Origin of the sequence: Streptomyces sp. NBC_00045 (genome assembly GCF_045041095.1) — a bacterium.
GTDB lineage: Bacteria > Actinomycetota > Actinomycetes > Streptomycetales > Streptomycetaceae > Streptomyces.
The window spans coordinates 4,381,939-4,400,922 of the sequence record NZ_CP108271.1 but is presented as its reverse complement, the minus strand read 5'-3'; the positions used below and the strand labels follow the sequence as shown (position 1 = coordinate 4,400,922).

The 18,984-nt window shown below is 72.2% G+C and carries 18 protein-coding genes; 9 read left to right on the top strand and 9 right to left on the bottom strand.

The annotated features are described in order from the left end of the window. The first annotated feature begins 163 nt into the window (after positions 1 to 163). The 6 genes from OHA65_RS20645 (at position 164) to OHA65_RS20620 (ending at position 6,551) form a co-directional block, all read left to right on the top strand. Complete coding sequence (locus OHA65_RS20645) at positions 164 to 1,183, top strand: alpha/beta hydrolase (RefSeq protein WP_327284562.1); 1,020 nt, start codon at positions 164 to 166, stop codon at positions 1,181 to 1,183. Further along, the gene (locus OHA65_RS20640; RefSeq protein ID WP_327284561.1) at positions 1,176 to 2,387 is read left to right on the top strand and encodes an acyltransferase; all 1,212 of its coding nucleotides are present in this window, start codon (positions 1,176 to 1,178) and stop codon (positions 2,385 to 2,387) included. The genes OHA65_RS20645 and OHA65_RS20640 overlap by 8 nt, the downstream gene beginning before the upstream one ends. Next, the gene (locus OHA65_RS20635; protein ID WP_371644293.1) at positions 2,380 to 3,765 is read left to right on the top strand and encodes a sensor histidine kinase; all 1,386 of its coding nucleotides are present in this window, start codon (positions 2,380 to 2,382) and stop codon (positions 3,763 to 3,765) included. The genes OHA65_RS20640 and OHA65_RS20635 overlap by 8 nt, the downstream gene beginning before the upstream one ends. Before the next feature lie 9 nt (positions 3,766 to 3,774). Further along, positions 3,775 to 4,455 (top strand): response regulator transcription factor, encoded by a 681-nt coding sequence (locus OHA65_RS20630; RefSeq protein ID WP_327284559.1) that lies wholly within the window; start codon positions 3,775 to 3,777, stop codon positions 4,453 to 4,455. 87 nt (positions 4,456 to 4,542) lie between these two features. Beyond that, a complete protein-coding gene (locus OHA65_RS20625; RefSeq protein ID WP_371644291.1) occupies positions 4,543 to 5,895 on the top strand; it encodes a sensor histidine kinase in 1,353 nt (450 codons plus the stop codon). Further along, positions 5,892 to 6,551, top strand: a complete 660-nt coding sequence (locus OHA65_RS20620) for a response regulator transcription factor (protein WP_327284557.1) — start codon at positions 5,892 to 5,894, stop codon at positions 6,549 to 6,551. The genes OHA65_RS20625 and OHA65_RS20620 overlap by 4 nt, the downstream gene beginning before the upstream one ends. Before the next feature lie 22 nt (positions 6,552 to 6,573). Here OHA65_RS20620 and OHA65_RS20615 read toward each other — a convergent pair whose 3' ends face one another. Continuing rightward, complete coding sequence (locus OHA65_RS20615; protein ID WP_405762266.1) at positions 6,574 to 6,837, bottom strand: hypothetical protein; 264 nt, start codon at positions 6,835 to 6,837, stop codon at positions 6,574 to 6,576. A gap of 18 nt (positions 6,838 to 6,855) precedes the next feature. After that, positions 6,856 to 8,022 (bottom strand): hypothetical protein, encoded by a 1,167-nt coding sequence (locus OHA65_RS20610; protein ID WP_405762265.1) that lies wholly within the window; start codon positions 8,020 to 8,022, stop codon positions 6,856 to 6,858. Between the two features lie 134 nt (positions 8,023 to 8,156). On the opposite strand from OHA65_RS20610, the gene OHA65_RS20605 reads away from it, so the two are divergent. Next, complete coding sequence (locus OHA65_RS20605; protein WP_327284554.1) at positions 8,157 to 9,353, top strand: cytochrome P450; 1,197 nt, start codon at positions 8,157 to 8,159, stop codon at positions 9,351 to 9,353. A gap of 4 nt (positions 9,354 to 9,357) precedes the next feature. Here OHA65_RS20605 and OHA65_RS20600 read toward each other — a convergent pair whose 3' ends face one another. Then, entirely contained in the window at positions 9,358 to 10,941 is a 1,584-nt protein-coding gene (locus OHA65_RS20600; protein ID WP_405762263.1) for an ABC transporter permease, read from the bottom strand. Further along, the gene (locus OHA65_RS20595) at positions 10,938 to 11,909 is read right to left on the bottom strand and encodes an ATP-binding cassette domain-containing protein (RefSeq protein WP_405762261.1); all 972 of its coding nucleotides are present in this window, start codon (positions 11,907 to 11,909) and stop codon (positions 10,938 to 10,940) included. The genes OHA65_RS20600 and OHA65_RS20595 overlap by 4 nt, the downstream gene beginning before the upstream one ends. Positions 11,910 to 11,984: 75 nt before the next feature. Between OHA65_RS20595 and OHA65_RS20590 the strand changes: the two genes are divergently transcribed. Continuing rightward, the gene (locus tag OHA65_RS20590; protein ID WP_327284551.1) at positions 11,985 to 12,485 is read left to right on the top strand and encodes a MarR family transcriptional regulator; all 501 of its coding nucleotides are present in this window, start codon (positions 11,985 to 11,987) and stop codon (positions 12,483 to 12,485) included. 95 nt (positions 12,486 to 12,580) lie between these two features. On the opposite strand, the gene OHA65_RS20585 is transcribed toward OHA65_RS20590, so the two are convergent. Next, positions 12,581 to 13,507 carry a diacylglycerol kinase gene (locus OHA65_RS20585; RefSeq protein WP_405759246.1) on the bottom strand — a complete coding sequence of 309 codons (927 nt, stop codon included), beginning with the start codon at positions 13,505 to 13,507 and terminating at the stop codon, positions 12,581 to 12,583. Positions 13,508 to 13,691: 184 nt separating this feature from the next. On the opposite strand from OHA65_RS20585, the gene OHA65_RS20580 reads away from it, so the two are divergent. After that, positions 13,692 to 14,975 (top strand): adenylosuccinate synthase, encoded by a 1,284-nt coding sequence (locus tag OHA65_RS20580; RefSeq protein WP_030152855.1) that lies wholly within the window; start codon positions 13,692 to 13,694, stop codon positions 14,973 to 14,975. A gap of 127 nt (positions 14,976 to 15,102) precedes the next feature. Here OHA65_RS20580 and OHA65_RS20575 read toward each other — a convergent pair whose 3' ends face one another. The 4 genes from OHA65_RS20575 to OHA65_RS20560 all read right to left on the bottom strand — a co-directional run bounded on the left by OHA65_RS20575 (position 15,103) and on the right by OHA65_RS20560 (position 18,806). Beyond that, positions 15,103 to 15,390, bottom strand: coding sequence for a hypothetical protein (locus tag OHA65_RS20575; protein WP_327284549.1), 288 nt, complete (start codon positions 15,388 to 15,390; stop codon positions 15,103 to 15,105). 213 nt (positions 15,391 to 15,603) lie between these two features. Continuing rightward, the gene (locus OHA65_RS20570) at positions 15,604 to 16,488 is read right to left on the bottom strand and encodes an alpha/beta hydrolase (RefSeq protein ID WP_328763284.1); all 885 of its coding nucleotides are present in this window, start codon (positions 16,486 to 16,488) and stop codon (positions 15,604 to 15,606) included. 166 nt (positions 16,489 to 16,654) lie between these two features. After that, positions 16,655 to 17,968, bottom strand: a complete 1,314-nt coding sequence (kynU, locus tag OHA65_RS20565) for a kynureninase (RefSeq protein WP_405762259.1) — start codon at positions 17,966 to 17,968, stop codon at positions 16,655 to 16,657. Beyond that, complete coding sequence (locus OHA65_RS20560) at positions 17,961 to 18,806, bottom strand: tryptophan 2,3-dioxygenase family protein (protein WP_327284546.1); 846 nt, start codon at positions 18,804 to 18,806, stop codon at positions 17,961 to 17,963. The genes kynU and OHA65_RS20560 overlap by 8 nt, the downstream gene beginning before the upstream one ends. Positions 18,807 to 18,984: the final 178 nt, after the last annotated feature.

The window sequence follows — 18,984 nt, the reverse complement described above, 5'->3', positions numbered from 1 at the left end:
CTCCGTGGCTCTCAGGTTCCCCCTGTCATACCTGAGAGCTATCCGCAAAGGCCGGTCTACAGCGGGACGCCGGCGATGGGCCTCAATTCCTAACTTCGAAACCAGAGAAGACACGCACTCAGGCACCAGCCCCTCTGGATCGAGCGAAGGACAGGGACCCGACATGACCCGCCGCGCAGACCGCCCCGCAGGACGCCCCGAAGGCCACGGCGAAGGCCGCCCTGCCGGAAGTCGGCGTGAGCGTCTGCGTCGGACCCTGCTCGCCGGACTCATCGCCTCGGCCGTCGTGTTCCCCGTGTCCGCCGCCGCTTCTCCCGATGTGCCCGCGCCGGCGCCCGCCGCCTTCGCCGAACACGACTCGCTCCCGGCCCGGTACGCGGCCAACCGGGCCAACCTCGCCGAGGCGGCCCGGATGGCGCAGGACGCCGGCCGCACGGGACGGGCGGCGAAGCTGCGCGCCATGGAGGCGGAGGGGACGGCCCGGTTCCTCGCGTTCGACGGCCGCGGCCAGGGGCGCGCGGTCGAGGTGCTCGGCGATCTGGAGACCGCCGACCGGATCGCCGTGCTGGTGCCCGGTTCCGACACCGGCCTGGACACCTACCAGCGGTTCCGCGACGGAGCGGTCGCCCTCCGCCAGCGCGTCCAGGCCGAGCATCCGCGCTCCGCCGTGGTCGCCTGGCTCGGGTACGACACCCCCGGCACGGTCAGCGCGACCGTCCTGACCGCGGACCGGGCGGATACGGCTGCCACCGAACTGGGCCCCTTCCTCGACCGCTTGGGGCGTGTGGCCGCGCCCGGCGCCCGGATCTCGCTGCTGTGCCACTCGTACGGGTCCGTGGTCTGCGCCCGCACCGACACCGGCCCCCAGGTCACCGACATCGCCCTGTTCGGCAGTCCGGGTACGGGCGCCGGCTCCGCCGCCGAGCTGCCGACCGGCGCGCAGGTCTGGGCCGGGCGGGGCCGCGGCGACTGGATCGGCAACGTCCCCCATGTCCGCATCGGCGGGATCGGTTTCGGCACCGACCCCGTCGAACCGGCCTTCGGGGCCCGGCCCTTCGCCGCCGGATCCGGCGGGCACAGCGACTACCTCAAGCCCGGCACCACGTCCCTCGACAGCCTGACCCGCATCGTCATCGGCACCGCCCAGACCACCCCGATCACTCCGGAGGTCCCCCATGCGTAAGCTCCGCGCCCGCTGGTCCGCCCTCGCGGACCGCATCGACGCCGGCACCCCCACCGACCGGGACCGGACCGTGGACGCGTTGCGGTCCTTCGCCATCCTCGGCGTGGTGTTGGGCCACTGGCTGGTGACCGCCCTGACCACCGCCAACGGCGGCCTGAGTACGGCCAGTCCGCTGGCCCACCTGCCCTGGCTGGCGCCGGTGTCCTGGATATTCCAGACCCTCGCCGTCTTCTTCCTGGTCGGCGGTCATGTCGCCGCCCGCGGCTACGCGTCGGCGCGCGAGCGCGGGCTCCCGTACGGGGCGTGGGTCGGGCAGCGGCTGTCGCGGCTGTTCCGGCCGGTGGCCGCGGTGCTCGCCCTCTGGGCCGTGACGGCGGGCGGGATGCTCCTCGGTGGAGCAGACCCGGGCACGGTCCAGACGCTGCTCAAGCTCGTCCTCTCGCCCCTGTGGTTCTTGCTCGTCTTCGCCGTACTGACCGCTGCCACACCGCTCGTGGCACGGCTCAGCCCGGTGTGGCCACTGGCCGTGGTGGCGGCGGTGGACGCATGGCGGTTCGGTCTCGGCGGGCCCGAGTGGATCGGGTGGGTCAATGTGGCCGCGGGCTGGCTCGTCCCCTTCACCCTGGGCGCCGCCTGGTCCCGTGGGGCGTTCGCCCGGCGCACCCCGGCCGCGCTGCTGCTGGGCGCGGGCGCCGCCGCCACCGTCGCGCTGGTGCTGTGGGGCGGGTATCCGGCGTCCATGGTCGGTGTGCCGGGGGCCCCGATATCCAACCTGAACCCGCCGACGCTGGCCGCCGCCGCGTTCGGGCTGGCCCAGTGCGGACTGGCCCTGCTGCTCCGCGAGCCGCTGGAGCGGGCCATGCGGCGACCCCGGGTCTGGGCGAAGGTGGCGCTGATGAACCTGTCCGCGATGACGATCTTCTTGTGGCACCAGACCGCGATGATGGCCGTGACAGCCCTGGGGCTGCTGGCCCCCGCCGATCTGTCCGGGCTGCACACGGTGCCCGACTCCGCGCAGTGGATAGCCGCCCGGCTGCTGTGGCTGCCGGTGTTCGCCGCCGTGCTGGCCCTCTGCTGGGCCGCGTTCCACACGTACGAACAGGCCAGGCAGCCGAATCGGAGCAGCTCGTCGCGGACGGTCGTGGGCTCCCGTCCGACAGCCGGTTCCCCGCCGGCACCGGTCCAGGAGATCACCCATGCCTAGGCTGGCCGCCGTGAACGAGCAGAGCGCGCCCCCGGCCACGCCCGCAGCCCAGGGCAGGAGTCCGGCCGCGGCCCGGGCCACGGCTGCGGACCCGACTGCGCACCCGGGCCGGGCCTCCGCGCCCCGGGGCGGGTGGCTGTGGGCCCTGGGCCGGGACCTGATCAACCTGGAGTGGGATCCGCTGCCGAAGATGTCCCGGCCGCGGTGGCTGAACCGGCTGCCGCACGTCGCGGTCGGCTATGTCGCCGTCTTCTTCTGCTTCCTCACCACGGAACAACTGGGCGACCACTACGGCGTCACCGGCGGTCCACCGCTGGTGGCAGCGCTCCTGACCGGTGGCTCGATCGTGCTCGCGATGTTCCGGCCGATGGCCGGGTGGTGGCTCGGCGTGCTGGCCGGCGGGCTGGGCGCCTGGCTGATCCAAGCCGACGTCAGTGCGGGACAGACCTGGCCCTGGACGGCAGGAGGGCTGATCGCCTTCGCACCGGTGCTGCTGCTGGTCGCCCTGCGCGTGCCGCCCAGGGTGACCATAGCGGCCGTCGGTGTCCCCGTCGTCCTCACCGGGCTGGCCGAGGCGTTCTTGAAGCCGGCGCACAGCCAGAGCACCGTCCTGTCGGCGCTCCTCCTCTACGGGGTCGTCGGCCTGCTCGGGTACGCGCTGCGGGCCACGCGCCTGGCCCGCGGCAAGCTCGTCGAGCAGGAGACGCTCACCGAGGAGGAGCGGGCCCAGCGGACCCTGCTGGAGGAGCGCACCCGGATCGCCCGCGAACTGCACGACGTGGTCGCCCACCACATGTCGGTGATCTCCATCCAGGCGCAGGTCGCCCCGCACCTGGTGGAGAACCCCTCCGAGGAGCTCAAGGAGAACTTGGCGGGCATCCGGGAGAACGCGCTGGAAGCCCTGACGGAACTGCGGCGGGTGCTGGGCGTGCTGCGTTCCGAGCAACCGGACGATCCGGCGAACCCGCACCATCCGCAGCCCACCCTCGCCGAACTGGACGGCCTCGTGGACAACGTGCGCAGCGCCGGACTGGAGGTGGTCACCGAGATCGCGGGCGTCCGCAGGGCCCTCGCCCCGGGCGTCGACCTCACCGCGTACCGGATCGTGCAGGAGGCGCTGAGCAACTGTCTGCGCCATGCGCCCGGTTCGCGGGTGGAGGTCGGCGTCGCGTACGGGCCGCGCGAGCTGCACCTGTGCATCGCCAACAGCGCCCCGACCCGGCCGGCCCCGCCGTCGCAGGGTGCGGGGCACGGACTGCTGGGGATGCGGGAGCGGGCGGGCATGCTGGGGGGCGAGCTCGCCGCCGGCCCCCTCGCCAGCGGTGGGTACGAGGTGAGCGCCGTGCTCCCCATGGATCCCGAGACGAAGAAGGACTGAACAGGACTCATGAGCACTCCGCCCGACCCGATCAAGGTGATGATCGCCGACGACCAGATGATGGTCCGGCAGGGCTTCACCGTCCTCCTCAATGCCCAGCCCGACATCCGGGTCGTCGGGCAGGCCGTGGACGGCGCCGACGCGGTGGCGAAGGTCGCCGAACTCGGCCCGGACGTGGTGCTGATGGACATCCGCATGCCCGGGATGGGCGGCATCGAGGCCACCTCGATCATCACGGCAACCCCGGACTCCACCGTCAAGGTGCTGGTGCTGACCACCTTCGACCTCGACGAGTACGTGTACGAGGCGCTGCGCGCCGGGGCCTCCGGGTTCCTACTGAAGGACGCGTCGGCCGACCAACTCGCCGAGGCGGTCCGGGTGGTGGCGGCCGGTGAGGCGCTGCTCTCACCGAACATCACGAAACGGCTGATCACCGAGTTCTCCCGGATGGGGGCGCCGCGGGCGCCCTCCAAGGCGCGGATCGACGAGCTGACCGAGCGGGAGACCGAGGTGCTGTCGCTGATCGCGCAGGGCCTGTCCAACGCGGAGATCGCCGGGCACCTGGTCGTGGCCGAGCAGACCGTGAAGACCCATGTGGGGCGGATCCTGGTGAAGCTGGGCCTGCGGGACCGCACCCAGGCCGCGGTGTTCGCGTACGAGACGGGTCTCGTCCGTCCGACGGGCTACTGAGGGACCTGGGTAGTACTTGAGGGGGAGGCGGGGATATCCCCTTCAGCGGCGACGCGGACGAGGGGGTGGCCGACCTACGGTGTGTGTATGACCGAGACGACCTCCCGGGCGACCCCCCGGACACCCGAGTTCCGGATGGCCTCCGGCCTGTTCGAGAGCCTGCGCCAGGACATGATCACGGACGCCTTCGCGTACCGGCCGCTGCCGCCAATGCGCACCGACGGACCGGTGACGCGGCGGCTCCCGAAGCGGATACGGCCGCACCTGGCCTACCTGCCGCACGTGGTCGTGGGGTTCCTGGCCTTCCTCGTGGTGATGGTCACCTCCACCTCCAGCGGCGAATACCTGGCGGCGAGCAGCTCCCTCGTGATGGGGCTGGTCGCAGCCACGCCGGTGCTGATGACCCTGGTGCGGCCCGTGGGGGCGTTCTGGGCGACCGTCATCGCCACGGAGGCGCTGTTGGTCATCGGTTCCCACACGAACGATGTGTGGCCGTGGACGCCAGGAGCGTTCTTGGCCTACATCACCACGGTGACGATCGCCGCGATGCGGACCAGGCCCCGGGCTGCGGGCTGGATGTGGCTGATCACCCTGGCGAGCGGGATCGCGGTACCCGTGGTGCTCGACCGGGGGGCGCCGGTCGAGATCATGCCCATGGCCTTCCTCCTGGCCGTCTCGCTGCTGATCGTCACGGTCCGCAACATTCGCAAGGAGGCGGCGCAGGAGGTCAGCGCGCAGCAGGAGGTCACGGCCGTCGAGCGGGACCGGCGGACGCTGCTGGAGGAGCGGACGACGATCGCGCGGGAGCTCCACGACGTGGTGGCCCACCACATGTCGGTGGTGGCGATCCAAGCGGAGGCGGCGCCGTACCGGGTGAAGAATCCGCCGCCGGAGCTGGAGGCGGCGTTCGTCACCATCCGGGAGAACGCGGTGGCGGCGCTGACGGAGCTGCGCCGGGTGCTGGGTGTGGTGCGGTCCGCGGACTACGAGGCGCCGGATGCCCCGCAGCCGACGTTGGCCTCGTTGGAGGGGCTGCTGGCCAATGTGCGGGAGGCCGGTCTGAGCGTGGAGAAGACGGTGACGGGTGCGGTGCGGGAGCTGCCGCCGGGCGTCGAGCTGTCGGCGTACCGGATCGTCCAGGAGGCGCTGAGCAACACCTTGCGCCATGCGCCGGGGGCGGCGGCGTCGGTCGAGGTCTCGTACGTGCTGGGCGGGTTGGGCATACGGGTCGTCAATGCGGCGGCGACCGGGGACGTGCGGCCCTCGCCGGGCGCCGGGCACGGGATCACCGGGATGCGGGAGCGGGTGGCCATGCTGGAGGGGGAGATGACCGCCGGAGGGACTGCGGCGGGCGGGTACGAGGTGGCGGTGTTCCTACCGGTGCGCGGCCGGAAGGACGGGGCGCAGGAGCCGGCGCAGGGTTCGGGGCGGCCGGCATGACGATCAGAGTGTTGATCGTCGACGACCAGATGATGGTCCGGGAGGGCTTCTCCGTCCTGTTGAACGCGATGGACGGCATCGAGGTGGTCGGCGAGGCGGTGGACGGCCGGGAGGCCATCGCCCAGGTGGCGGCGCTACGGCCGGACGTGGTGCTGATGGACATCCGGATGCCGGTGATGAACGGGCTGGAGGCCACGCGGGAGATCGTGGCCGCCGACACGGACGCGAAGGTGCTGGTCCTGACGACCTTCGATCTCGACGAGTACGTGTACCAGGCCCTGCGGGCCGGGGCTTCCGGGTTCCTGCTCAAGGACGCCTCGGCCCGGCAGCTGGCCGACGGGGTACGGGTGGTGGCCTCGGGCGAGGCACTGCTGGCGCCCACGGTCACCAAGCGGCTGATCCTGGAGTTCTCGAAGCTCTCGACGCCTCCGAAGCTCGCGGACCCGGCGGGGGTCGGGGAGCTGACGGAGCGGGAGACGGAGGTGCTGGTGCTGATCGCGCAGGGCCTGTCCAACGCGGAGATAGCGGACCGGCTCATCGTCGCGGAGTCCACGATCAAGACGCACGTGAGCCGGATCCTGGTCAAGCTGGGCCTGCGCGACCGGACCCAGGCCGCGGTGTTCGCCTACGAGACCCGCCTGGTGACCCCGGCGTAGCGGGGCTTCGCGGGTCCGCGGGTCAGTGCGGGGAGCCAACCTCGTACCGGGCCGGGCAGATGTCGCGGCCCGTCGTCGGCTGGTCGCACTCTCCGGCGGCGATGAACTTCCCGGCGCCTGACAGGGGGATGTCGAAGATCTCGTCGTCGGCCTTGCCGGGCGCGGTGGAGGTGACGACGCATCCGTTGTTCCCGAAGCTGTGGTCGAGGCGGCCGTTCGGTTCGTAGCGCGCCAGCAGGCAGTCGCTGCCGTCCAGGAATGCGGTCGCCGCGACGCTCCCACCCATGATGATCTTCCCGTTGGGCTAGTGGGCGAGCCCTTCGAGGTAGTCGTCGGTGGACCCGGGGCCCACGTTGGTCAGTACCTTCCCACCCGCGCCGAAGCTCCCGTCGAGCACGCCCTCGGGGGTGTAGCGCGCGAGCGCGACGTCGAAGAGGCCGCCGGCATCGGCCGAACCGCCGACGGTGATCGTCTGCTTGCGGTCGATCGCGACGTCTTCGGCGAGGTCGAGGTTGTCGCCTGGGGCCATGGCGGTGATGGCCACGCCGGGGCGCTCGCCCGCCCGGTTGAAGGACCGGTCGAGCAAGCCGTCGGGCAGGTAGCGGGCGACGGCGAAGTCCGTACCGCCCAGACCCGCGCCCAGGGTTGCCGATCCCACGGCCACGCTGCGGCCGCGGGAGTCGATCACCATGTTCTTGAGCTGGTCGCGCTGCCCGGCGATGTCCGTCACGACGATGCCGGGACGGCTGCCGTGGCGGTTGTAGGAGGGGTCGAGCCGGCCGTTCGGCAGGTAGCGGGCGAGGGCGAAATCGCGGCCTTCGGTGCCCGCGCCCGTCCCGGCGAAGCCGGCGACCAGGATCTTGCCGTCCGGCAAGACGCTGACGGCTTGGGCCTCGTCGTCGAACGGGCCGGAGCCGATCGCGGTGAACACCTTTCCGCCGTTGCCGAAACTGCGGTCGAGGCGGCCGTCGGGCAGGTAGCGGGCCAGCGCGAAGTCCTCCCCGCCCGTGGGCGTGACGGCATGGCCCACGGCCACGATCTTCCCGTCGTGCTGTACGGCGAGCCGCCAGACGTGCTCGTCCTCCCCGCCCGCGTCCGACATGTTGGTCAGTACGGTGCCGCCCGGGCCGAACGACCGGTCCAGCTGCCCCGTGGGCGTGTAGCGGGCGATCCGCCATCGGCTTGCGCCCCCGGAGCCGACGTCGGACGAGCCCGACACGAGATGGCGTCCGCGGCCGTCGACCACGAGGCCGTCGACCACGAGGCCGTTCTGGAAGTCGGGTCCCCCCTTCGGGGCGATCGCCGTCGACACGATGCCGCCCTTGCCGAACCGCGGGTCGAGCCGTACGTCGACTCCGGCCGCCCCCGCCGCGTCCGCCGCCCCCGCCGGAAGGGCGATCCCGACCAACACGGCCGCGAGCAGCCGGCAGGAGCGGGTCAGAACCCGGGCGGCCGCATACGAATGGACCATCGAGGTCTCCCTCTGAAGCAATATGGGGCAGTTTTCACGTTTTGCCGGAATCTTGGCATCGCCGCGCACCCCGCACAAGGAACAACATGACGGCGCGTCACCCCCCTTGCGGGGAGGGGTCCTAGGCTTCGGGCATGGGCTTTGATCCGTGGGATGCCGCTTTCGTCGCCGATCCGTACCCCGCCTACCGGGAGCTGCGCGAGCAGGGCCGCGCCCTGTGGTGGGAGGCCACCGGGCAGTGGCTGGTGCCGCACTACGCCGATGTGAGCGCCCTGTTGCGTGACCGCCGGCTGGGCCGGACCTATCTGCACCGCTTCTCGCACGAGGAGTTCGGCCGCGAGGCCCCGCCGCCGGAGCACGAGCCCTTCCACGTCCTCAACGGGAACGGCCTGCTGGACCTGGAGGACCCCGCCCATGCGCGGGTGCGGCGGCTGGTGTCGAAGGCGTTCACGCCGCGGACCGTGGAGCAGCTCGCACCCGCCGTGGACCGGCTCGCCGGGGAGCTGGTCGGGCAGCTCCTCGCGGACGGGGGCGGGGACTTGCTCTCCGTCGTCGCCGAGCCCCTGCCCGTGGCGGTGATCGCCGAGCTGCTCGGGGTGCCCGAGGCGGACCGGGGGCTGTTGCGGCCCTGGTCGGCGGACATCTGCGGGATGTTCGAGCTTCGGCCGGACGAGGAGACCGCGCAGCGGGCGGTGCGGGCGAGCGTGGAGTTCAGCGCCTATCTGCGTGAGCTGATCGCCCGGCGGCGCAAGGAGCCCGGCGAGGATTTGATCTCCGGTCTGATCGCCGCCCACGATGAGGAGGGGCGGCTCAGCGAGCAGGAAATGATCTCCACCTGCGTGCTCCTGTTGAACGCCGGTCACGAGGCGACCGTGAACACCACCGTCAACGGCTGGTGGACCCTCTTCCGCCACCCCGAGCAGCTCGCCTCGCTCGATTCCGAAAAGTTGTCCACAGCTGTGGATGAACTCATGCGCTACGACACCCCCCTCCAGATGTTCGAACGGTGGGTGCTCGACGACATCACGATCGGCGACACGGTCGTCCCGCGCGGAGCTGAAGTCGCACTGTTGTTCGGGTCCGCGAACCGGGATCCTGCCCGCTTCGACCACCCCGACGTCCTGGACCTCGTACGGGCCGACAATCCGCACCTGAGCTTCGGCGCCGGGATCCACTACTGCCTGGGGGCTCCGCTCGCGCGGCGGGAGCTGACCGCGTCATTCGGGGCCCTGCTGGCAGACGGCGTCCCGCCCCTGAAGCTCGTGCGGGAGCCCCAGTGGCGGGACGGGTACGTCATCCGCGGTCTGCAAGAACTCCTCGTGGAGTTCTGAGGGGCTAGGCCGCCAGGTCCCGGCGGCGCAGTGCGGTCAGGCCGGCCGCCAGCAGGGCCGCCGCCAGCGCGGTCAGCACCAGCACCGGCGCCCAGGCCATGGCTTGCGCGCCCGGCAGTTTGGGCGGGTGAGCGAAGGGCGAGAGGTTCAGGGCGGCCTGCGGGAGGTTGAGCGCCGGGCCGATCCAGCCCAGCGTCAGCGCGGTCCCGGCCACCGCCCAGGCGGCCACCGCGTACTTCGGGGCGGCGCCGTGCAGCAGGGCTGCGAGGGCGCCGATCACCCACACCGCCGGGAGCTGGGCCAGGCAGGCGCCGACGGTCGCGGCGGTGTCCTGCAAGCCGCGGCCGTGCCCGACGCCCAGGCCGAGCCCGGCCAGCAGAAGGATCAGGGCCGAGCCGCCGAACGCCACGGCCAGGTGGCCGCCGGCCCAGCGCAGCCGGCCGACCGCGTTCGCGAGCAGCGGTTCGGCGCGCTGCCCGGATTCCTCGGCGCTCAGCCGCAGCACCGCCGAGACGATGTACAGGGCGGCGACCATGCCGAGCATCCCGGCCATCGTCGCGAGGAAGGCATCGGCGATGCCGCTCTGTCCGCCCATCCGCTCGATGATCTCGCGGGTCCGTTCGTTGTCGCCGACCAGTTGCGCGGCCCCATCCGTCATCCCGCCGAAGACCACCCCGGCCGCCAGGAACCCGAGGCTCCATCCGATCAGGCTGCCCCGCTGGAGCCGCCAGGCCAGTGCCCCCGCGCTGCCGAGCCGGCCCTCCGCCGGGCCCGGCCGGGCCGGCAGGAAGCTCATGCCGAGGTCGCGACGGCCGGCCAGTGCGTACGCCGCCCCCACCTGCACCGCCAAGGCCGCCGCGAACAGGCCGAGCACCCACCAGCGTTCGTCCGCGAAGGCCCGTACGTTCTCCAGCCAGCCCAGCGGCGACACCCAGGTCAGCGCGCTCGCACCCGCGGCGCTCCCGGCGTCGCCGGCGGCGCGCAGCACGAAGGCCGCGCCGACCAATGCGCCCGTGAGCCCCTTCGCCAGCCGCGCGCTCTCGGTGAGCTGCGCCGCGATGGCGGCCAGGGCGGCGAACAACATCCCGGTGGCGCCGATGCCCAGACCGAGGGCGAGCGCACCGCCCGCTCCGCGCGCCGCGAGTCCGCCCGTCACGAGCAGGGCGACCAACGCGTTGGCGGTCAGGGCCGCCAGCAGCGCGGCCGTCAGCGGCGCCCGGCGTCCCACCATCGCCGCGCAGAGCAGCTCCTGACGGCCCGTCTCCTCTTCCTCGCGGGTGTGCCGGACCACGATGACCAGGCTCATGATCGCGGCGAGCACCCCGGCGAAGACCCCGCCGCGCCAAGCGGTCAGGGCGCCGATCGAGTCGCCGAAGGCCGGCCCGTACAGGGCGCGCAGCGAGCCGTTGGTGTTCATCGTGGCGAGCAGCCGGGCCCGTTCGGCGGCCGTCCCGTACACCGATTCCAGCGAGGCGGGCAGGCTGAGCACCATCATCGCCACGAGCACGATCCAGACCGGCATCATCACGCGGTCGCGGCGGATCGCGAGGCGCAGCAGCGTTCCGGTGCCGGCGAGTTGGTTCTTCATCGCGCCACGCCCGCCTTCACGGTCCCGTCCGCCGCGCCCGCCTCGCCCGCCTCGCCCGCAGCGCCCGCCTCGGCCGGGTCGTCCGAGTCGCCCGAGTAGTGCCGCAGGAAGAGCTCCTCCAGCGTGGGCGGGGTCGAGGTCAGCGACCGGACACCGGACTCCGCGAGCGCGCGCAGTACGGCGTCCAGCTTGTCCGTGTCGACCTGGAGGCGGACCTTCAGCCCCTGGACCTCCACGTCGTACACGCCCGGCAGGTACGCGATGCCGTTCGGCGGCGCGGCGAGCTCGGCTCTGATCGACGTACGTGTCAGGTGCCGCAGATCGGCCAGCGTGCCCGTCTCCACCGTGCGGCCCTTGCGGATGATGCTGACCCGGTCGCAGAGGGTCTCGACCTCGCTGAGGATGTGCGAGCTGAGCAGGATGGTCCGCCCGGCGGCGCGCGCCTCGGCGACGCAGCGCTGGAAGACCTCCTCCATCAGCGGGTCCAGCCCGGAGGTGGGCTCGTCGAGGATGAGCAGTTCGGCCTCGGAGGAGAAGGCGGCGACGAGTGCGACCTTCTGCCGGTTGCCCTTGGAGTACGTGCGCCCCTTCTTGGTGGGGTCCAGCTCGAACCGCTCGATCAGCTCGGTGCGCCGGGCCCGATCCAGGCCTCCGCGCAGCCGCCCGTAGAGGTCGATGACCTCGCCGCCGGAGAGGTTGCGCCACAGGGTGACGTCGCCGGGTACGTAGGCGACGCGGCGGTGCAGCTCCACGGCGTCGGCCCAGGGGTCGCCGCCGAGCAGCCGGGCGGTTCCGGAGTCGGCGCGCAGCAGGCCCAGCAGGACCCGGATGGTGGTGGACTTGCCGGCGCCGTTGGGGCCGAGGAACCCGTGGACCTCGCCCGTGGCGACCGAGAGGTCGAGGCCGTCCAGTGCGTGGGTGCGGCCGAACGCCTTGTGGAGGCCGGCGACGCTGATTGCCTTCGTCATGTTTCTGAACGTACGCTACTTTCACAAACTTGTGAAGCTCGGAAACCGCGTAAAGTTGGGCAGGTGGCGGACGACATGAATGCACGGGACGTGGACGTAGAGGCGCGGAGCGAGGAGGCGGTCTCCCGCTTCGTGGAGCGGTTCGCCGCGCAGCTGACCGAGGCGGGCATGCAGCGCATGGCCTCGCGGGTCTTCGCGCAGCTCCTCGCGAGCGACAACGGCGCGATGACCTCGGCGGAGCTCAGCGAGGCGCTCCAGATCAGCCCGGCGGCGGTGTCGGGGGCCGTGGCGTACCTGACGCAGGTGACGATGGTCAGCCGGGAGCGGGAGCCGGGCTCCCGGCGGGACCGGTACGTACTGCACAACGAGCTCTGGTACGAGACGTTCACCCGGCGGGACCAGGTGCTGAGCCTGTTCGAGAAGACCCTGCGCGACGGCGTGGCCGGGCTCGGCAAGGACACCCCGGCGGGCGCGCGGATGGCGGAGACGGCGGAGTTCTTCGAGTTTCTGCAGATCGAAATGCACGGAATGATGGACCGCTGGCGAGCCCACCGCGCGACCCTGGACTTCTCCTAGCCGCGGGCCCCCGGGGCGACGGCGACGGAAGTGGCACCGGGGCGACGACGGAAGTGGCACCGGGGGCGTCGGCGACGCCCCCGGAGCCACCGCCGTCAGCGCGGGACGGTCAGGGACCAGGCCGCCGGGCGGAGGGTCCAGGTGCGACGGCGGACCGGGCCCGTCACCACCGCATCGGCGCGGTAGCGGAAGTCCGATCCCGACACCGTCACCGAGTGGGCCCTGACCCGGACGGCCGATCCGCCGGTCAGCCGGACCGTGAGCTCCGCCAGGCCGGCCGAAGCCGCCGAGCCCGAGCCCCGCGGGCCGACCGGGTCTTCCGGCGCATCCGGGCCCGCCGAGCCGGAAGACCCCGCGGAAGACCACGCCGAAGCCCGCCCGGCCGCCCCCGGCACCGCCGGAACCGGAACCGGAACCACCCTCAGGTCCTGCACCGGCCGGTCCACGTCCACCAGGAGCTGCCCGTCCGCCTCCACCCGCAGCCGGTGCCCCAGCGGAGCCCCGGTCGGGACCAGTGTCCGGACCAGCGAGCGGTACGCGCTCCACACCGACGGCGTCAGCGACCTCGGTACCGCCCGGACGGGTGGAATCCGCAGGTCCCCGAGCACCACCCCGTCGCTGTCGTCCACCAGCAGGTCGCGCGTCCGGACGGTGCCGTCCAGCACCGACCGCGCCGCCGCCACCGCCGAGAGCGGAACGCCGAGCGACCGCGCCAGCCCCAAAGACCCCACCTGCCCCACCGGAATCAGCGAAACCGGGCCCTCCGCCAGCCCCCGCTCCCGGTACAGCAGCCCCACGGCCCGGACCAGCGCCCGGTCGTCACCCACGATCACCGGCTGCCGATGACCGCGGCGGGCAAGGGCCCGCGCAAACTCCTCCTGCGAGTCCGGGAGGCAGATTTTCGCTGCCGCGCCCGCTGACAGAACATCCTTCGCGATCCGCACGGACTCGCCGTCAAGACGGCGGGCGACCGGGTCGACGAGCACGAGCAGGCCGCCTACCGGCGCGCCCGCATGGCTCATGGTGGGCTCTGGAGCCGACACCTCGGTCCTTCCTCGGGTAGCATCTTTGTGCAAGAGGCCCTTGCGCTATTGCGCCAGGGCCTTCGTCTATTCCGGGGTACCGGTCCGACGGCTCAGCCTGCGGTGTACATCGTCGTACGCCCCCTGACCTTGGACATGCCCCATCCGGAAGAGGTGTACGCCTGTGCCCGCTCTTGTGCTGCTCGGAGCTCAGTGGGGTGACGAGGGCAAGGGAAAGGCCACCGACCTGCTCGGTGGTTCCGTTGACTATGTGGTGCGCTACCAGGGCGGCAACAACGCCGGCCACACGGTCGTCGTAGGCGACCAGAAGTACGCACTGCACCTTCTCCCTTCCGGCATCCTCTCCCCCGGATGCACCCCGGTGATCGGCAACGGCGTCGTCGTCGACCCGGCCGTCCTGCTCTCCGAGCTGCGCGGCCTGAACGAGCGCGGCATCGACACCTCCAAGCTGCTCATCAGCGGCAACGCGCACCTGATCACGCCGTACAACGTCACCCTCGACAAGGTGGGCGAGCGCTTCCTCGGCAAGCGCAAGATCGGCACGACCGGCCGCGGCATCGGACCGACCTACGCGGACAAGATCAACCGCATCGGCATCCGCGTCCAGGACCTCTACGACGAGTCGATCCTCACCCAGAAGGTCGAAGCGGCGCTGGAGGGCAAGAACCAGCTGCTCGCGAAGCTCTACAACCGCCGCGCCATCGAGGCCGCCGCGATCGTGGAGGAGATGCTCCAGTACGCGGAGCAGATCAAGCCGTACGTCGCGGACACCACCCTCATCCTCAACAACGCGCTCGACGAGGACAAGGTCGTGCTGTTCGAGGGCGGCCAGGGCACCCTGCTCGACGTCGACCACGGCACGTACCCCTTCGTCACCTCCTCGAACCCGACCGCCGGCGGCGCCTGCACCGGCACCGGCGTGGGCCCGACGAAGATCAGCCGCGTCATCGGCATCCTGAAGGCCTACACGACCCGCGTCGGCGCCGGCCCGTTCCCGACCGAGCTGTTCGACCAGGACGGCGAGGACCTGCGCCGCATCGGCGGCGAGCGCGGCGTGACCACCGGCCGCGACCGCCGCTGCGGCTGGTTCGACGCCCCGATCGCGCGCTACGCCACCCGCGTGAACGGCCTGACGGACTTCTTCCTCACCAAGCTGGACGTGCTGACCGGCTGGGAGCAGATCCCGGTGTGCGTCGCGTACGAGATCGACGGCAAGCGCGTCGAGGAGCTCCCGTACTCGCAGACCGACTTCCACCACGCGAAGCCGATCTACGAAAACCTCCCCGGCTGGTCCGAGGACATCACCAAGGCCAAGACCTTCTCGGACCTCCCGAAGAACGCCCAGGCGTACGTGAAGGCCCTTGAGGAGATGTCGGGCGCCCCGATCTCCGCGATCGGCGTCGGCCCCGGCCGCACCGAGACGATCGAGATCAACTCGTTCCTGTAGTCGGCGACGCGAAGGGGCGGGGCGCCGTACGGCGCCCCGCCCCTTCGGCGTATCCGCCGGTGGATCAGATCGCCCAAGGGGCGGCCGGAGCCCGTTCCTGCGGCTCGTGGCGGGGCTCGGGCGGCGGTTACGGAGGGGGCGCGCTGTCCGAGAGCTGCTCGGCCAGCGAGAACCGGCAGTGGAAGTCCTGCCAGGACCCCTCCAGCACCACCAGGAACCCGTCCCCGGTCCGGTAGACCACCCTGCGGCGCACCTGGCGCGGATGCATCGGCTCGAACGTCTCCGCCTGGCGGCGCAGTTCCTCCAAGGCCTCCTCACGGGTGCCCTCGACGTGCCCCAACACGCCCGCCGTCCACACCCGGTGCGTGCTGCCCGACCCCAGGTTTTGCTCGACGAGCAATCCCCATCTGGTCATCCGTCCCCCTCCCCTTCCATCGCGGCCCCGGCGTCCACACGCCTCAGCCGGTCCTCGATCCGCTCCCGGAGCCGGCCCGCGCGCGTCCTCGAAACCCTCCAGCAGCCGACCGCCTCGCTCCAGTATCGGTGCGCCTGCGCGGGATCGGGCCGGGAACCGGTGCAGCGCCTCCTGTGCGCCGACCGGCGCCCGTCGGCGCCCGGCCACCGGCCCCTACCAGGCCAGTTGCGAGATCTCCTCGGCGACCACGGCGCAGGCGTCGGCGGCCGGGTCGATCAGCGGGAAGTGACCGACGCCGTCCAGCAGCGTCAGCCCGACGGTCTCCCCGGCCTTGGCCGCCGCGGCCACGTACGACTCGGCCACCCAAGCCGGGACCACGATGTCCTCGCGGCCGTGGACGACGGCCGTCGCGATCCCGGTCGGCAGCAGGGCCGCCGGGTCCGCGAACGGCAGCCGCTCGGCCCACTGGTCGGCGCCGCCCAGCAGTTGCCCGGACGCGCCGCCACACACGCCCAACTCCTCCGCGGCCACGAAGTCCGCGATGGGGGCCAGTGCCACCACGCCGCGCAGCAGCGGTGGGGAGGGCAGCCTCCAGGCGGCCGGGGATGCGGCGGGCAGGACGTGCCGGGCCGCTGCCCACAGGGCGAGGTGGCCGCCCGCGGAGTGGCCGGTGATGACCGTACGGCGGGGATCGGCCTGCGGGAGGTGGGCGGCGGCCAGGTACGGGAGGGCGTCCATCGCGGCGGCGACGTCATCGAAGGTTTCCGGCCAGCGGCCGGCGATGTGGCCCTCGGCGTTCTGGCGCGGCAGGGAACTGCCCCGCCGGTACTCGACGTTGGCGACGGCGAAACCCCGGCGGGCCAGGAAGTCCGCGAGCGGGGTGATGTGGTGCCGGTCGTACGGGGCCCGCCAGGCGCCGCCGTGCAGGACCACGACCAGCGGAGCCGCACCCGCGGCAGCGGCCGTGCGCGGTACGTAGAAGTCGACCACCTGGTCGGGGTGGTCCCCGTACGCTCCGGTCGCGTCCGGGGCTACCGGCGCGTGGGCGAAGGCCGAGGCCGCCTCGGCGGCGTCCCGTTCGACTGCGGGGTCCGTCATCGGCTCAACCTCTCGGTAACGCGTGGGACTGGTGTTCCGGCAGAGCGGGACCGTATCAGTCCGGAACAGAACCGTTCGTGGCGGGCGGCGGCCGGAGCCGGAATGGACCGGGGCGGACGGAGCCGTAGCCCCGCCCGCCCCGCTGCCGTGACGTTTCGCCCCTACATCACCCGAAAATGTGACCCAGTGTCCGGGCGGCCCGCTCCGCGTCGGCGAAACCGACGTAGAGCGGGGTGAAACCGAAGCGCAGGACGTCCGGAGCGCGGAAGTCCCCGATCACGCCACGGGAGATCAGGTCGTCCATGGCCGCGCGGGCGTTCTCGGTGCGCAGCGAGACCTGGCTGCCGCGCCGGTCGTGCTCGATCGGGGTGACCGACTCGACCTTGCCGGCCGGGACGTACGCCGCGACGCATTCCAGGAAGAAGTCGGTCAGGGCGAGGGACTTGGCCCGCACCGCTTCCACCGAGACCCCGTCCCAGGCGTCGAGCGCCGCTTCCAGGGCCAGCATGGACAGGATGTCCGGAGTGCCCACCCGGCCGCGCACCGCTCCGTCCGCCGGGGCGTAGTCCGGGGTCATCGCGAACGGGTCCGCGTGGCCGTTCCAGCCGGGGAGCGGGGAGTCGAAGGCTCCCTGGTGGCGTGCGGCGATGTAAAGGTACGCCGGGGAACCGGGGCCTCCGTTCAGGTACTTGTACGTGCAGCCGACCGCGAGGTCGACGGCGTGCTCGTCGAGGTTGACGGGGAGGGCACCGGCCGAATGACAGAGGTCCCAGACGGTGACGGCCCCGGCGGCGCGGGCCGCCGCGGTGAGGGCCGGGAGGTCGTGGAGGCGGCCGGTGCGGTAGTCGACGTGGTTGAGGAGGACGACGGCGGTGTCCTCCCCCATCGACTCGGCCGCACGGGACGGGTCGACCGGGACGACGGTGAGGCCGGTCATCCGGGCGGCCGACGCGGCTATGTAGCCGTCGGTGGGGAAGGTGGACGCGTCGACCAGCAGCTGTGTGCGGCCGGGGCGGGCCAGCCGGGCGGCGCCGACCAGGGCCTTGAACAGGTTGACGCTGGTGGAGTCGCCGACGACCGTCTGGCCGGGGGCCGCGCCGATGAGCGGGGACAGCTTGTCGCCGATCCGCTCGGGGGCGGTCCACCAGGTGCCGGTGCTCCAGGACTGGATGAGCTCGGTGCCCCACTCGTGGGTGATGACCTGGGCCAGTCGGGCCGCGACGCCGGTGGTCAGCGCTCCGAGGGAGTTGCCGTCGAGGTAGACGACGCCGTCGGGGAGGGTGAAGCGGTCGCGGAGCTTGCCGAGCTCGTCGGCGGTGTCCAGTTCCGCGGCGCGGGCGGCCAGGTCCCGTGCGGCGCCGTTGCCGGGGGCGCCTGCGGTACGGGTACGGGGGGCTCCGCCGGGGCGGGCCCCGGCGCCGGGGACTCCGGTACGGGGGGCCCCGCTGCCGGGGACTTCGTTCGTCGTCGACTCATACATGGCTGCGCGCCGTCCAGAGTTCGGGGAACACGTTCTTCGTGGCGCGCTTTTCGAGCCAGGTCACGCCGGCGGAGCCGCCCGTGCCGGTCTTGGCGCCCATCGCGCGGCGGGTGGCGACCAGGTGGTCGTTGCGCCAGCGCCAGACGAGCTCGGCGACGTCCGTCAGGACCTCGCCGAGGCGGTGCAGGTCGAGCTGGGCTTCGGGGTCCTCGTACAGGGAGGTCCAGACGGCCTCGACCTCGGGGGAGGGCTCGTACCGCTGGGAGAGGTCGCGGTCCAGGACCGCCTGCGGCACCGGCAGGCCGCGGCGGGCCAGCAGGCGCAGGACCTCGTCGTACAGGCTGGGCTCTTGGAGGGCCTTCTCCAGCTCCGCGTGGACGCGCGGGGCGCCGCGGTGCGGGACGAGCATGGAGGCCGACTTCTCGCCGAGCAGGAACTCCATCCGGCGGTACATCGCCGACTGGAAGCCGGAGCCCTCACCGAGGGCGGAGCGGTAGGCGTTGAACTGGCCCGGGGTGAGCTGGGCGAGCGGGCGCCAGGAGGCGTTGAGGGCCTCCAGTTCGCGGAGGGATCGTTTCAGCGCATCCATCGCGACGGGGATGCGGTCCTCGCGGAGGGCCTTCGCGGCCGTCTCCCATTCGTGGACGATGACCGTGAACCACAGCTCCATGACCTGGGTCGTCACCAGGAAGACCATCTCGCCCGGGTCGTCCGAGCGCAGGTGCTGGAGGTGGGTGAGGACGTCCGCCTGGACGTAGTCCTCGTACGGGGTCGTGCCGTCGAAGTCGAGGTTCGGGGTGTCCGAACCGGCTCCGGAGGCATCAAGGGTGTTCGACATCGCTGTCTCCTCGACACGTGCTTCCGGGTAGCGGTCCGCTCCTTCCGATGGGTGAGTGGAGCCCCGGTCCCCTGTCCGCATCATAGGACCGGTAGCCGGGCCCCATCCAACAGGGTGTGACCGGGGTCACAGTCACTTTTCGGACACTACGGCATGCCGGGGCCCCGCGCGCGAGGTC